10 protein-coding genes and 1 tRNA gene are annotated in these 14,850 nt (G+C 70.9%); 7 read left to right on the top strand and 4 right to left on the bottom strand.

Features of this window, described 5'->3' with window-relative positions; genetic code table 11:
- The 3 genes from eboE to ACFV5H_RS13385 all read left to right on the top strand — a co-directional run bounded on the left by eboE (nucleotide 1) and on the right by ACFV5H_RS13385 (nucleotide 3,849).
- On the top strand, nucleotides 1-1,170 hold the full coding sequence (eboE, locus tag ACFV5H_RS13395; RefSeq protein ID WP_385194677.1) for a metabolite traffic protein EboE: 1,170 nt from the start codon (nucleotides 1-3) through the stop codon (nucleotides 1,168-1,170).
- Nucleotides 1,167-2,546 (top strand): alkaline phosphatase family protein, encoded by a 1,380-nt coding sequence (locus ACFV5H_RS13390; RefSeq protein ID WP_385044329.1) that lies wholly within the window; start codon nucleotides 1,167-1,169, stop codon nucleotides 2,544-2,546. Before eboE ends, ACFV5H_RS13390 begins: the two co-directional genes overlap by 4 nt.
- A gap of 115 nt (nucleotides 2,547-2,661) precedes the next feature.
- Entirely contained in the window at nucleotides 2,662-3,849 is a 1,188-nt protein-coding gene (locus ACFV5H_RS13385) for a sugar phosphate isomerase/epimerase family protein (protein WP_385044332.1), read from the top strand.
- 78 nt (nucleotides 3,850-3,927) lie between these two features.
- On the opposite strand, the gene ACFV5H_RS13380 is transcribed toward ACFV5H_RS13385, so the two are convergent.
- The 4 genes from ACFV5H_RS13380 to ACFV5H_RS13365 form a co-directional block, all read right to left on the bottom strand.
- Entirely contained in the window at nucleotides 3,928-5,307 is a 1,380-nt protein-coding gene (locus tag ACFV5H_RS13380) for an OFA family MFS transporter (protein ID WP_385044335.1), read from the bottom strand.
- Between the two features lie 117 nt (nucleotides 5,308-5,424).
- Nucleotides 5,425-7,626, bottom strand: a complete 2,202-nt coding sequence (locus ACFV5H_RS13375; RefSeq protein ID WP_385194675.1) for an acetate--CoA ligase family protein — start codon at nucleotides 7,624-7,626, stop codon at nucleotides 5,425-5,427.
- A gap of 4 nt (nucleotides 7,627-7,630) precedes the next feature.
- Nucleotides 7,631-8,863, bottom strand: a complete 1,233-nt coding sequence (frc, locus tag ACFV5H_RS13370) for a formyl-CoA transferase (protein WP_385194673.1) — start codon at nucleotides 8,861-8,863, stop codon at nucleotides 7,631-7,633.
- A gap of 11 nt (nucleotides 8,864-8,874) precedes the next feature.
- Complete coding sequence (locus ACFV5H_RS13365; RefSeq protein WP_385044345.1) at nucleotides 8,875-10,557, bottom strand: thiamine pyrophosphate-binding protein; 1,683 nt, start codon at nucleotides 10,555-10,557, stop codon at nucleotides 8,875-8,877.
- A gap of 191 nt (nucleotides 10,558-10,748) precedes the next feature.
- Between ACFV5H_RS13365 and sucC the strand changes: the two genes are divergently transcribed.
- From sucC to ACFV5H_RS13345, 4 genes are all read left to right on the top strand, one after another.
- Nucleotides 10,749-11,879 carry an ADP-forming succinate--CoA ligase subunit beta gene (gene sucC / locus ACFV5H_RS13360; RefSeq protein WP_385194671.1) on the top strand — a complete coding sequence of 377 codons (1,131 nt, stop codon included), beginning with the start codon at nucleotides 10,749-10,751 and terminating at the stop codon, nucleotides 11,877-11,879.
- A 14-nt stretch (nucleotides 11,880-11,893) separates the two neighbouring features.
- Nucleotides 11,894-12,811 carry a succinate--CoA ligase subunit alpha gene (gene sucD / locus ACFV5H_RS13355; RefSeq protein WP_385044351.1) on the top strand — a complete coding sequence of 306 codons (918 nt, stop codon included), beginning with the start codon at nucleotides 11,894-11,896 and terminating at the stop codon, nucleotides 12,809-12,811.
- Between the two features lie 57 nt (nucleotides 12,812-12,868).
- Nucleotides 12,869-14,410, top strand: coding sequence for an aldehyde dehydrogenase family protein (locus tag ACFV5H_RS13350; protein WP_385194668.1), 1,542 nt, complete (start codon nucleotides 12,869-12,871; stop codon nucleotides 14,408-14,410).
- Nucleotides 14,411-14,557: 147 nt separating this feature from the next.
- A tRNA-Leu gene (locus ACFV5H_RS13345) sits at nucleotides 14,558-14,642 on the top strand.
- Nucleotides 14,643-14,850: the final 208 nt, after the last annotated feature.

Raw genomic sequence — 14,850 nt, 5'->3', positions numbered from 1 at the left:
ATGCGCTTCCGCCACCCCGACGGCTCCACCGTCCACCTCGCCTACTGCACCAACGTGCACCCCGCCGAAACCCTGGACGGTGTCCTCGCCCAGCTCCGCGACCACTGCGAACCGGTCCGCCGCCGCCTCGGCCGGGACAGACTCGGCATCGGCCTGTGGCTCGCCAAGGACGCCGCGCACGCCCTCGTCACCGACCCCGCCGCCCTGCGCGGACTGCGCTGCGAACTCGACCGGCGCGGCCTGGAGGTCGTCACCCTCAACGGCTTCCCCTACGAGGGCTTCGGCGCCGAAGAGGTCAAGTACCGCGTCTACAAACCGGACTGGGCCGACCCCGAGCGCCTGGAACACACCACCTCCCTGGCCCGTGTCCTCGCCGGACTCCTCCCCGACGACGTCACCGACGGCAGCATCTCCACCCTGCCGCTGGCCTGGCGCACCGCCTACGACGAGCAGCGCGCGCAGACGGCCCGCACCGCCCTGCGCACCCTCGCCGAACGCCTCGACGCCCTCCGGGAACTGACCGGGCGCTCCATCCGCGTCGCCCTGGAACCGGAACCCGGCTGTGTCGTCGAGACCACCCGTGACGCCATCGCCCCGCTCACCGCGATCGCCCACGACCGCGTCGGCATCTGTGTCGACACCTGCCACCTCGCCACCTCCTTCGAAGACCCGCACACCGCCCTGGACGACCTCACCCGGGCCGGTGTACCCGTGGTCAAGTCCCAGCTCTCCGCAGCCCTGCACGCCGAACAGCCCCACCTCCCCGAGGTCCGCGAGGCCCTGGCCGCCTTCGCCGAACCCCGCTTCCTGCACCAGACCCGCACTGCCACCCCCGCCGGGCTGCGCGGCACCGACGACCTCGAAGAGGCCCTGGCCGGCGACACCCTGCCCGACGCGGCGCCCTGGCGCTCCCACTTCCACGTCCCGCTGCACGCGGCCCCCACCGCGCCCCTCACCTCCACGCTGCCCGTCCTGAAATCCGTCCTGACCCGGCTCGTCGGCGGCCCGCACCCCCTCACCCGCCACCTCGAGGTCGAGACCTACACCTGGCAGGCCCTCCCGCCCGAGCTGCGCCCCCGCGGCCGCACCCAGCTCGCCGACGGCATCGCCGCCGAACTCACCCTGGCCCGCGACCTCCTGACGGACCTCGGCCTGAAGGAACTCCCATGACCGACCCCACCCCCCTGCTCGTCCTCGACGTCGTGGGCCTCACCCCCCGTCTCCTCGACCACATGCCCCACCTCAAGACGCTCGGCCGGTCCGGCTCCCGCGCCCCGCTCGGCACCGTCCTGCCCGCCGTCACCTGCGCCGCCCAGTCCACCTTCCTCACCGGCACCATGCCCTCGGAGCACGGCATCGTCGGCAACGGCTGGTACTTCCGCGAACTCGGCGACGTACTGCTGTGGCGGCAGCACAACGGCCTCGTCGCCGGCGACAGGCTCTGGGACGCCGCCCGCCGCGCCCACCCCGGCTACACCGTCGCCAACATCTGCTGGTGGTACGCCATGGGCGCCGACACCGACATCACCGTCACCCCCCGTCCCGTCTACTACGCCGACGGCCGCAAGGAACCCGACTGCTACACCCGGCCGCCCGCCCTGCACGACGAACTCACCGAGAAACTCGGCACCTTCCCCCTCTTCCACTTCTGGGGCCCCGGCGCCGACCTGGTCTCCAGCCAGTGGATCATCGACGCCACCCGCCACATCATGCGCACCCGCCACCCCGACCTGACCCTCTGCTACCTCCCTCACCTCGACTACGACCTGCAGCGCTTCGGCCCCGACGACCCGCGCTCCCTGCAAGCGGCCGCCGACCTCGACGCCGCCCTGGCCCCGCTCCTTGACGACGCCCGCGCCGAGGGCCGTACCGTCGTCGCCCTGTCCGAGTACGGCATCACCCGCGTGAACCGGCCCGTGGACATCAACCGCGCCCTGCGCCGCGCCGGCCTCCTCGAAGTGCACACCCAGGACGGCATGGAGTACCTCGACCCGATGGCCTCCCGTGCCTTCGCGGTCGCCGACCACCAGCTCGCCCATGTCTACGTGCGCCGCCCCGAGGACCTCGACGCCACCCGCGCCGCCCTCGACGGACTGCCCGGCATCGAGCAACTCCTCGACGACGAGGGCAAGAAGGCCCATCACCTCGACCATCCGCGCGCCGGCGAACTCGTCGCCGTCGCCGAGCCCGACGCCTGGTTCACGTACTACTACTGGCTCGACGACGACCGCGCGCCCGACTTCGCGCAGCTCGTCGAGATCCACCGCAAACCCGGCTACGACCCGGTCGAACTGTTCATGGATCCCCTCGACCCCTACGTCAAGGTCAAGGCGGCCACCGCGCTGGCGCGCAAGAAACTCGGCATGCGCTACCGCATGGCGGTCGTGCCCCTGGACCCCTCACCTATTCGCGGCAGCCACGGCCGCCTCCCCGCGAGCGACGACGACGGTCCGCTCCTCATCTGCTCCACCCCCCGCGCTGTCGGAGACCGCGTCGCGGCCACCGATGTCAAACAACTCCTGCTCCGGCTGGCCGGACTCGCCTGACGCACCACCCGGTACGGCCCTCGAGATCCGACTACCGAGAGTGAAACACACGGCACTGACAACGGCCGGTCCCGGCGGGACCGGAACCGGCCACGACCGAGAAGGCAGGCCACTCGTGACCCCGTACTCCGACCCTTCACGCACCGAAGCCGCCGACGCCCCGGACGAGGGGCTGCGCCGCACCCTCGGTGTGGACCGGCGCCGTTTCCTCAGCACCTGCACCGCCGTGGCGGCCGGAGCCGTCGCCGCCCCCGTCTTCGGTGCCGCTCCCGCCCTGGCCCACGACCGGGACAGAGACCACGACCACGGACACGGGCGCGGACAGGTGCTCGTCCCGCCGCACAAGCGCGGCATCATCCTCTACACCGTCCGTGACGCCACAGCCCGCGACCCGCTCGCCACGGACCTGCCCTCCGGCTTCCGCGAGGTGTTCAAGCAGCTCGCCCGCCACGGCTACCGCCAGGTGGAGTTCGCCGGTTACCGCCAGCACGCGAACGCACCCGGCGGCGCCGACCTGGAAAGCATCGAGGGCGCGAAGCTGCTGCGCCGCTGGCTCGACGACTACGGTCTGCGCGCCCAGGGCAACCACGGCTTCATCCCGGGCTCCTGGCCGCTCACCACGGCGGACAAGGACACCTTCAAGAAGCACCTGGAGATCGCCAACATCCTCGGCATGGACCACATGGGCACCGGCGGCGACCCCACCGGCAGCTCCTACCGCGCCGACTGGGACGTGGCCGCCGACAAGTGGAACGCCCTCGGCGCGATCGCCCGCCGCGAGGGCATCAAGCTCTACACCCACAACCACGACAGCGCCTACGGCTTCCTGCTCGACGGCGGCCCGCTGGACGACCAGGGCCGGCCGACCCGCAGCTCCGGCATCCGGAAGCTGGAGTACTTCCTGAAGATCACCGACCCGAGGGCGGTCTGGCTGGAGATGGACATCTTCTGGGCGCACGTCGCCCAGTACAAGTTCCACACGTACACCGCCCACGACGGTTCGACCAGGAAGAACGTCTTCGACCCGGCCGGACTGGTCGCCCGCAACAACAAGCGCTACCCGCTGTTCCACGCCAAGGACGGCGTCGTCAGCACGACCAACGGCATGGGCTACGACATGGTGCCCTTCGGAACCGGCGTCATCGACTACACGACGTTCTTCTCGCGGGTCGGCGAGCGGAACTACCACAACCCGATGGTCGAGGACGACAACTCCCCGAGCGCCACCGACCCCGCGCAGTCGCTGCGCGAGGCCAAGATCAGCTACGACAACATGGCGGCCCTGCGCAAGCGGCGCCGCTGACCCGGGACACGGACCGGGCGGCCCCTCCCGCGCGCTGGGGGAGGGGCCGCCCGGTCCGTGCGGGGGAGCTTCGCCAGGTCATCCCTCGCCGAGCGGCCGGGGGTTGGGCGTGACGCGCTTGCTCTTCGGGCGTCCCGGTGGTTGCAGGAACAGCGCCACGAACCCGGCGAAGATCGAGATGCAGCCCGCCAGGGTGAAGGCGCCGTTGTAGCCCCAGGCGCCGACGACCACGGCCCCCATGCCCGCGCCCAGACCGGAGACGAGCTTGGAGCTGTAGACCATCCCGTAGTTGGTGGCGTTGTTGTTCTCGCCGAAGTAGTCCGCCGTCAGCGCCGCGAACATCGGGAAGATGGCACCGCCGCCGAAGCCCGAGATGGCCGAGAAGATCAGGAACAGCGGCAGGTTCTTGATCTCGGCCGACCAGATGATGCCGAACTGGGCCAGTCCCAGAATGGCGCACACGTAGAGCAGGCACTGCTTGCGGCCGTAGAGGTCGGAGAGCCAGCCGATGACGCCGCGGCCGGTGCCGTTGACGATCGCCTTCAGCGACATCGCGGTGGCCACGATGCCGGCCGCGAAGCCCGCGTCCTCACCGATGTCGACCTGGAAGGCGATACCGAAGATGTTCACGCCGGAGGTACAGGCGAGACAGAACCACATCAGCGCCACCCGTCCGGTCCTCCACGCCTCCATCGGGGAGTACTGCTTGACGGCCGGGGGGTTCTTCTCCAGCGAACGCCGGGCCCGCGGGTCGTCCGGCGGGTTCAGCGGGTCGACGGCGGCCGGCCACCAGTTCTTCGGCGGGTCCCGGAAGTAGAAGCCGGCGACGGCCACCATCGCGGCGAGGAAGAGACCGCACGTGACCAGCACCCAGCGGAAGTTGGTGCCGTCCATGTAGCCGTGGAAGATGAAGACGAACGGCACCGAGCCGTAGGCGAAACCGCCGTTGACGAAGCCGGTCTTGCCGCCCCTGCGCTCCGGGTACCACTTGCCGACCATGTTGACGCAGGTCGCGTACACCATGCCCGCGCCCATGCCGCTGAACACGCCGAACCCGATGAAGGCGAACGCGACGTGCGGAGCGAACGCCAGCGACAGATAACCGAGCAGTGTGCCGGCCGAGCCCAGCATCATCGCCCACCGCGCGGGCAGTCTGCCGCTCTCCCGCAGCCGCCCCGCCGGGAAGGCGACCGCGGCCTGGCAGAACACCCAGGCGGTCATCATCCAGTAGATGCTGCCGCTGGACCACTGGTGGGCCTCGTGGAGCGTGTCCTCGGCGGACGCGAACGCGTACTCGGCGGAGGAGATGCCCATCATGCCGATCCAGGGCAGGATCACCATCCACTTGCGCTTGCGCCCCATGATGTCGACGTCGGACTCGCCCACGCGATAGACGCGTCCGTTCCTGTCGGTCACCTCCCGGTAGGCGGCGACCCGTGTGACATCGGTGGTTGTCATGTCGTTTGCACCCCTAGCGTCGAAAGTTCTGGCCAGCGCCCCCTGTCCAATGCCTTTCGTGCGCGCGCGGGTCCCCGGGGCCGGCCGGCGCGCACCCGCCGGCCGGCCCCTCGCCGCTCACCTCATGAGCCGCCCCCCGACATCCCGCCCGTCTCCCGCCACCGCCCCGGCGGAGGGGCCTTCGGCCCCCAGCTTCGATGCGGCCCGCGCCCACCGGTACTTGGCACCCAGCACGGCCACCGGCTTCTCGGTGGTGTACGGGTACGCCACGACCCCGCGTTCGAAGAGGTACTGGCAGGCCTCCTCCACCTCCACGTCGCCCGCCAGGGACGCCACCACCGGCTTCTCGATCCCGCGCTCCCGGAACTCGGCCACCACCCGCGCGGTGAGTTCGGCGAACACCATGGGAGGAGTGACGATCGTGTGCCAGTAACCGAGCACCAGCGCGTGGATGCGCGGGTCCTCGAGACCCAGCCGGATCGTCGCCTCGTACGTCGACGGCGGCTCCCCGCCGGTGATGTCCACGGGGTTGCCCGCGGCCCCGAACGGCGGGATGAACTCCCGGAACGCCGCGTCCAGATCGGACGGGATCTCCATCAGCGACAGCCCGTTGTCCGTCACCGCGTCCGACAGCAGCACCCCGCTGCCGCCGGCCCCGGTGATGATCACCACGTTGTCGCCCCGCGGCGTGGGCAGCACCGGCAACGCGCGCGCGTACTCCAGCATGTCGTTCAGACCCGGCGCCCGGATGACGCCCGCCTGCCGCAGGATGTCGTCGTACACCGCGTCGTCGCCCGCCAGCGCGCCGGTGTGCGAGCCCGCGGCCTTCGCGCCCGCCGCCGTACGCCCCGCCTTCAGCACCACGACCGGTTTCTTCGGCACGGTCTCCCGCGCGGCCTCGACGAACGCGCGCCCGTCCTTGAGGTCCTCCAGGTGCATCGCGATGCACTCGGTGTGCGGATCCTCCCCGAACCAGGTCAGCAGGTCGTCCTCGTCCAGGTCCGACTTGTTGCCGAGGCCGACGATCGCCGACACACCCGTCCTCGTGGTCCGCGCGAAGCCCAGGACGGCCATCCCGATGCCGCCCGACTGGCTGGTCAGCGCCACCCCGCCCTTGACGTCGTACGGCGTGCAGAACGTGGCGCACAGGTCCTGCCAGGTCGAGTAGTAGCCGTAGATGTTGGGCCCGAGCAGCCGGATGCCGTGCCGCTCGGCGACCGCCACGATCTCGTCCTGGAGTTCGTGCTCACCCGTCTCCGCGAACCCGGAGGGGATCAGTACGGCGTTCGGGATCCGCTTGCGCCCCACCTCCTCCAGCGCCGAGGCCACGAACCTGGCGGGGATCGCGAAGACCGCCACATCCACCTCACCGGGAACGTCGGTGACACTCTTGTACGCCTTGCGGCCGAGAATGTCATCGGCCTTGGGGTTCACCGGATGGATCTCCCCGGCGAAGCCGCCGTCGACGAGGTTGCGCATCACCGAGTTGCCGATCTTGCCCGGCTCGTTGGAGGCCCCGATCACGGCCACCGAACGCGGCTGCATCAGCCGGCGCATGGAGGTGAGGATCTCCCCGCGCGAGTAGCGGCGCCGCTCCTTCGGCTGCCCGGTGGCGAGGATCACGCGGATGTCGGCGGCGACCGCTCCGTCCGCGGTGGCGATCACCGGGTTGAGGTCCACCTCGGCGATCTCCGGGAAGTCCGCCACCAGTTGCGACACCCGCCGGATCTGCTCGGCGACCGCCCACCGGTCCACCCCCTCCTGGCCCCGCACCCCGCGCAGGATCTCCGCCGACCGGATCGAGTCCAGCATCGACAGCGCCTCGTCGGAGTCCACCGGCGCCAGCCGGAACGTGACGTCCTTCAGCACCTCGACGAGCACCCCGCCGAGCCCGAACGCCACCACCTTCCCGAACGTCGGATCGGTGACCGCGCCGACGATGACCTCCTGCCCCTTCGGCAGCAGCTCCTGCACCTGCACGCCCTCGATGCGCGCATCCGGGGCGTACGCCCGCGCGTTCTCGACGATCCGGCAGAACGCCGCCCGTACGTCCGCCGCCCCCTCCACCCCGACGATCACACCGCCGGCGTCGGTCTTGTGCAGGATGTCCGGTGACACGATCTTCATCACGACGGGCCCGCCGAACCGCGCCGCGCACGCCACGGCCTCGTCGACATCGGCGGCCAGCTCCTCGCCGGGTACGGCGATCCCGTACGCGTCGGCGATCACCTTGCCCTCGGGCGCGGTGAGCGCGGTACGGCCCTCGGCGCGCACCGAGTCCAGCAGCGCTCGGACCCTCGTCGCCCGGTCCTCGGCCATCACGTCAGATCACCCCGTTCGACTTGAGCAGGTGCAGCTCCTCGTCCCCGAGGCCCAGTTCACCGACGTAGACCTCCGCGTTGTGCTCGCCGAGCAGCGGGGAGGCGACCACGTCCACGGGGGAGTCGGAGAGCTTCAGCGGGCTGCCGACGGTGACGAACTCGCCGCGCTCGGGGTGCGGGACGGTGACGACCATCTCGTTGGCGACCAGTGAGCGGTCCTCGATGATCTCCCTGGTGGACAGGATCGGCCCGCACGGGATGTTGTGCGTGTTCAGCCGTTCCAGCACCTCCCACTTGGGCAGAGTCGAGGACCACTCCTCGATCAGCTGGAACATCTTGTTCAGCTTGGGCAGCCGGGCCTCCGGCGTCGCCCACTCGGGGTCGTCGGCCAGCTCGGGCCGGCCGATGAGCTCGCTGAGCGGTTTCCAGCCGACGGGCTGCACGATGACGTACACGTAGTCGTTCGGGCCGCCCGGAGCGCACTTCACCGCCCAGCCCGGCTGCCCGCCGCCGGACGCGTTCCCGGAGCGGGGAACCTCGTCGCCGAAGTCCTCGTTGGGATATTCGGCGAGTGGACCATGGGCCAGGCGCTGCTGATCGCGCAGCTTCACCCGGCAGAGGTTGAGCACCGCGTGCTGCATGGCCACGTTCACCCGCTGCCCGCGCCCGGTGCGCTCCCGCTGGAACAGCGCGGCGAGGATGCCGGCCACCGCGTGCACACCCGTGCCCGAGTCCCCGATCTGGGCCCCCGTCGCCAGCGGCGGCCCGTCCTCGAAACCGGTGGTCGACATCGACCCGCCCATGGCCTGGGCGACGACCTCGTACGCCTTGAAGTTGGTGTACGGGCCGTCCCCGAACCCCTTGATGGAGGCATAGACGATCCGTGGATTGATCTCCTTGATGCGGTCCCAGGTGAACCCCATCCGGTCGATCGCGCCCGGCCCGAAGTTCTCGACCATGACGTCCGAGCGACGGATCAGCTCGGTGAGGATCTCCTTGCCGCGCTCGGTCTTGGTGTTGAGCGTGATGCTCCGTTTGTTGCAGTTGAGCATCGTGAAGTAGAGGGAGTCGACGTCCGGCAGATCGCGCAGCTGCTTGCGCGTGATGTCGCCGGTCGGCGCCTCCAGCTTGACGACGTCCGCGCCGAGCCAGGCCAGCAGCTGGGTCGCGGAGGGACCGGACTGGACATGCGTCATGTCGAGGACGCGGATGCCCTCAAGTGCCTTGGGGGTCATGGGCGTGCACCTCACTTGTACATGGTCTGGTTCATGGTTCCGGGGGCGTACGCGTCGGGGTCCACCCAGACGTTGATCAGCGACGGCTTGCCGGACTCACGGGCCCGGCGCAGCGCGGGACCGATGTCGGCGGGGTCGCGGACCTCCTCGCCGTGACCGCCCAGCATCCGCGCGAACTCGTCGTACCGGACGTCGCCGAGGGTGTTGCCGACCCGCTCCCGGTCCTTGCCGTACTTGGCGGCCTGGCCGTAGCGGATCTGGTTCATCGAGGAGTTGTTGCCGACGATGCCGACGAAGGGGAGGTCGTAGCGGACGAGGGTCTCGAAGTCCCAGCCGGTGAGGGAGAAGGCGCCGTCGCCGAAGAGCGCGACGACCTCCTTGTCGGGCCGGGCCTGCTTGGCGGCGAGCACGAAGGGGACACCGACGCCGAGGGTGCCGAGCGGCCCCGGGTCCATCCAGTGCCCGGGTGACTTGGGCTGGACGACCTGCCCGGAGAAGGTGACGATGTCGCCGCCGTCGCCGATGTAGATCGAGTCCTCGGTGAGGAAGTCGTTGATCTCGCTGACCAGCCGGTACGGGTGGATGGGTGAGGCGTCCGACCGGAGCTGCGGCAGCCGCTTCTCCAGGGCGCTCTGCTCGGCGGCCCGCAGCTCGTCCAGCCACTCCTTGCGCCGGGACGCACCCCCGTTCACCCGCCCGGAGGCCGCTTCCGTCACCGACTTCAGCACCCGCCCCGCGTCGCCCACGATCCCGAGGTCGATGTCGCGGTTCTTGCCGACGGTGCGGTAGTCGAGGTCGATCTGCACGACCGTCGCGTCGGGGGAGAGCCGCTTGCCGTAGCCCATGCGGAAGTCGAAGGGCGTACCGACGATCACGATGACGTCGGCGTTGGAGAAGGCGTACCGCCGTGACAGCTGGAAGTGGTGCGGGTCGCCGGGCGGGAGCGTGCCGCGCCCCGCGCCGTTCATGTACGCGGGGACGTTGAGCGTGCGCACCAGCTCGACGGCCGCTTCGGTGCCCCGGGTCGTCCACACCTGGCTGCCGAGCAGGATCGCCGGCTTCTCGGCGTGCACCAGCAGATCGGCCAGCCTCTCGACCGCCTCGGGATCACCGGCCGACCGGGTCGACGCCCGGTACGCGCCCTGCCGCGGCACGCGCGCCTTGGACACCGGCACCTTGGCGTCCAGCACATCGCGCGGGATCTCCAGGAAGGAGGGGCCGGGGGCGCCGTGGTAGCACTCGCGGAAGGCCATCGACACCATGTCCGCCGCACGCGCCGTGTCGGGCACGGCCGCCGCGAACTTGGTGATGGGGTTCATCATGTCGACGTGCGGCAGGTCCTGCAGCGACCCCATCTTGTGCTGGGTGAGCGCCCCCTGACCGCCGATCAGCAGCATCGGGGACTCCGCGCGGAAGGCGTTGGCGACCCCGGTGACGGCGTCGGTCGTCCCCGGGCCTGCGGTGACGACCGCGCAGCCGGGCTTGCCGGTGACGCGCGCGTAGCCGTCGGCGGCATGGGCGGCCACCTGCTCGTGCCGTACGTCGACGACCTCGATGCCCTCGTCGACGCAGCCGTCGTAGATGTCGATGATGTGGCCGCCGCACAGCGTGTAGATGCGGTCGACGCCCTCGGCCTTGAGGGCCTTGGCGACGAGATGACCGCCTGAGATGACGTCCTGGGTGTCGTCGGGCATGGCGAAGTCCTTGTCCCTTCCTAGGGGGCGGGGAGCACTCTCGCGGTACATTGCATACAGTCGACGAATACTGTATGAAGCTTGTTATCCCGCATCCGATGGGTGGTGTCCAGGGGGTGCGCGGCACTTTTCGGTCGCCGGTCCCCGGCCCCTCCCCGGACCTTCCGGCGACCTCGCAGACAGGAGCCGAGATGGACCTGTACGAACACCAGGCAAGGGAACTCTTCGCGGAACACGGCATCGTGGTGCCGTCGGCCGAGGTCACCGACTCGCCCAAGCGGGCCCGCGAGATCGCGCGCCGACTGGGCGGTCGAGTGGTCGTCAAGGCGCAGGTCAAGACCGGCGGACGGGGCAAGGCGGGCGGCGTCAGGCTCGCCGCCGACCCGGCCGCCGCCGAACTCACGGCACGACAGATCCTCGGCATGGACATCAAGGGCCACACCGTCGGCACGGTGATGCTGGCCCGGCCCGTCGACATCGCCGAGGAGTTCTACGTCTCCTACGTCCTCGACCGCGCCGCCGGGCGCTTCCTCGCCATCGCCTCCGCCGAGGGCGGCACGGACATCGAGGAGGTCGCCGCGACCCGCCCCGAGGCGGTCGCCCGCATCCCCGTCGACCCGGCCGAGGGAGTCACCCCGGCGACGGCGTCCCGTATCGCCGAGGCGGCCGGACTGCCACCGCAGACCGTCGACGCCCTCGTCCGGCTCTGGGACGTCCTCGTCCGCGAGGACGCCCTGCTCGTCGAGGTCAACCCGCTCGTCCGTACCACCGACGGCCGCATCATGGCGCTCGACGGCAAGGTCACCCTCGACGACAACGCCGTCTTCCGCCAGGCCCGCTGGGGCGCCGACGACGCGGAGCACCACGACGCGCTGGAGGCCGCGGCGGCCGCCAAGGGCCTCAACTACGTCAAGCTCGACGGCGAGGTCGGCATCATCGGCAACGGCGCCGGACTCGTCATGTCCACCCTCGACGTGGTGGCCGGCTGCGGAGCCCGCCCCGCCAACTTCCTCGACATCGGCGGCGGCGCCTCCGCGCAGATCATGGCGGACGGACTGTCGGTCGTCCTCTCCGACCCGTCCGTGAAGTCCGTCCTCGTCAACGTCTTCGGCGGCATCACCGCCTGCGACGCGGTCGCCGACGGCATCGTCCGCGCCCTGGACACCGTACGGCTGACCAAGCCGCTCGTCGTACGGCTCGACGGCAACAACGCGGCCCGGGGACGGGCCGTTCTCGACGAGCACCGGCACCCGCTCGTCGAACAGGTCACCACCATGGACGGCGCCGCGAACCGGGCCGCCCACCTCGCCACCACACCCTGAGGAGACCGGACGACATGGCGATCCACCTCACCAAGGAGAGCAAGGTCCTCGTCCAGGGCATGACCGGCGGCGAAGGCATGAAGCACACCCGGCGGATGCTCGCCGCCGGCACGAACGTCGTCGGCGGCGTCAACCCGCGCAAGGCCGGCCGCAGCGTCGACTTCGACGTCCCCCGGAGCCCGAACGGCCCGGGAGGTGCCCCCGGCGCCGTCCCCGTCTTCGGCTCGGTCGCCGAGGGCATGGACGCGACGGGAGCCGACGTCACCGTCGTCTTCGTACCGCCCGCCTTCGCCAAGTACGCCGTCACCGAGGCCGCCGACGCCGGCATCGGCCTCGCGGTCGTCATCACCGAGGGCATCCCCGTCCACGACTCCGTCGCCTTCCTCGACCGTGCCCGGCACAAGGGCACCCGCGTCATCGGCCCCAACTGCCCCGGCCTGATCACCCCCGGCCAGTCCAACGCCGGCATCATCCCGGCCGACATCACCAAGCCGGGCCGTGTCGGACTGGTCTCCAAGTCCGGCACGCTCACCTACCAGCTCATGTACGAACTGCGGGACACCGGCTTCTCCACCTGTGTCGGCATCGGCGGCGACCCCGTCGTCGGCACCACCCACATCGACTGTCTCGCCGCCTTCCAGGACGACCCCGACACCGACCTGATCGTCCTCATCGGCGAGATCGGCGGCGACGCGGAGGAACGCGCGGCGGCCTACATCCGCGACCACGTCACCAAGCCCGTCGTCGGCTACATCGCCGGCTTCACCGCACCCGAGGGCCGCACCATGGGCCACGCCGGCGCGATCGTCTCCGGATCGTCCGGTACGGCGCGGGCGAAGAAGGAAGCGCTGGAGGCGGCCGGAGTCAGGGTGGGCGCCACGCCCACGGAGACGGCACAGCAGGTGCTCGCCGCCCTGAACACCGACAGCTGAGGCCCCTCGAGGTCCTCCCCTTTCTCTCGACCGTGCACCGAGAGCGGAGCGAACCGCATGCCACCCACCCTCACCCTCAAGTCCGGCACCTCCTGGACCGACGCCTGGCAGCGCTGCCTCACCGTCGCCCCCGAGGCCTTCCGGGACGACCGCGTCCTCAACCTCTGGAACGCCTCCTGGCAGGCCGACGGCCGGGCGCTGCCCGCCGTCAGCCCCGTCGACGGCAGTCCCGTCGCGGGCCCGCCGCGCCTGGACCGGGTCACCGCCCGGCAGGCCGTGCGCGCCGCGCTCGACCGGCACCGCGCCTGGCGGCACGTCCCGCTGCCGGAGCGCCGCGCCCGCGTCGCCGCCACCCTCGACGCCCTCACCCAGCACCGCGAACTCCTCGCGCTCCTGCTCGTCTGGGAGATCGGCAAGCCCTGGCGACTCGCCCGGGCGGACGTCGACCGCGCCATCGACGGCGTGCGCTGGTACGTCGACGGCATCGACGGCATGCTCGCCGGCCGGACCCCGCTCGACGGGCCCGTCTCCAACATCGCGAGCTGGAACTACCCGATGAGCGTGCTCGTTCACGCATTGCTGGTACAGGCACTGGCGGGCAACGCGGTCATCGCCAAGACCCCGACCGACGGCGGCGTCGCCTGTCTCACCCTGGCCTCGGCGCTCGCCGCCCGCGAGGGGATACCCGTCACCCTCGTCAGCGGCAGCGGAGGCGAGCTGTCCGAGGCGCTGGTGCGGGCGCCCGAGGTCGGCTGCGTCTCCTTCGTCGGCGGCCGCGACACCGGCGCCGCGGTCGCCACGGCCGTCGCCGACCTCGGCAAGCGGCACATCCTCGAACAGGAAGGACTCAACACCTGGGGCATCTGGAACCACTCGGACTGGGACACCCTGAGCGCGGTGATCCCCGGACTCTTCGACTACGGCAAGCAGCGCTGCACGGCCTACCCGCGCTTCGTCGTCCAGCGGCGGCTCTTCGACGACTTCCTGGCCGCCTACCTCCCCGCGGTCCGCACGCTCAGGGTCGGCCACCCGCTCGCCGTCGAACACCCCACCGACCCCCACCCGCGCCTGGACTTCGGGCCGGTGATCAACGCGGCCAAGGCGAAGGAGCTCCACGACCAGGTCGCCGAGGCCGTCGACCGCGGCGCCGTCCCGCTGCACCGGGGCACGCCGTCCGACGCCCGCTTCCTGCCCGGCCAGGACACCTCGGCGTACGTCCAGCCGGTCACGCTGCTGAACCCGCCCCGGTCCTCCCCGCTGCACCACGCGGAGCCGTTCGGCCCGGTCGACACCATCGTCCTGGTCGACACGGAGGCGGAACTGCTGGCCGCCATGAACGCGTCCAACGGCGCGCTGGTGGCCACGCTCTCCACGGACGACCGGTCCACCTACGACCGGCTGGCCCCGCACATCCGCGCCTTCAAGGTCGGCCACGGCGTCCCGCGCTCCCGCGGCGACCGCGACGAACTGTTCGGCGGCTTCGGCGCGTCCTGGCGCGGCGCGTTCGTCGGCGGAGACCTCCTGGTCCGCGCCGTGACCCGGGGCCCGACCGGGGAGCGCCTGCCCGGCAACTTCCCGGAGTACCAGCTCATGCCCTGACCCACGTGACCACCCGGACACACAGCGTGCACCCCGCCCACCACCGCCCGGAGGCACGGAAAACGCAGGTGAAAGGCGCTGCGAAACCTTGGTATGGTTGTCCATGTCGCCGCGGGGGGAACACCCCGCCGGGGCGGCGGACACCTTGTCCGGGTGGCGGAATGGCAGACGCGCTAGCTTGAGGTGCTAGTGCCCTTTATCGGGCGTGGGGGTTCAAGTCCCCCCTCGGACACATCGCTCAATCGATGGCCCCGACCGAAACGGTCGGGGCCATCGATCTTTCTCGTCTCGTCGAGGGTGAAGCGTGATCTCCCGGAGGGGGTGTGTCCGGGGCGCCGGCGACCGGATCGTTCCGGATCTCCTCGCGGCCACTGAGGTGGATCAGGAAACCGGCCGGGTTCCCGGCGTGCGACGAGAGGGTGCCGAAGTCCGTGGCGCGC

The sequence above is a fragment of the Streptomyces sp. NPDC059787 genome (genome assembly GCF_042732315.1).
In the GTDB taxonomy this organism is placed as follows: Bacteria; Actinomycetota; Actinomycetes; order Streptomycetales; family Streptomycetaceae; genus Streptomyces; species Streptomyces atrovirens.
Note: the sequence above shows the minus strand (reverse complement) of the source record. Positions and strands in the feature narration are given on the sequence as shown.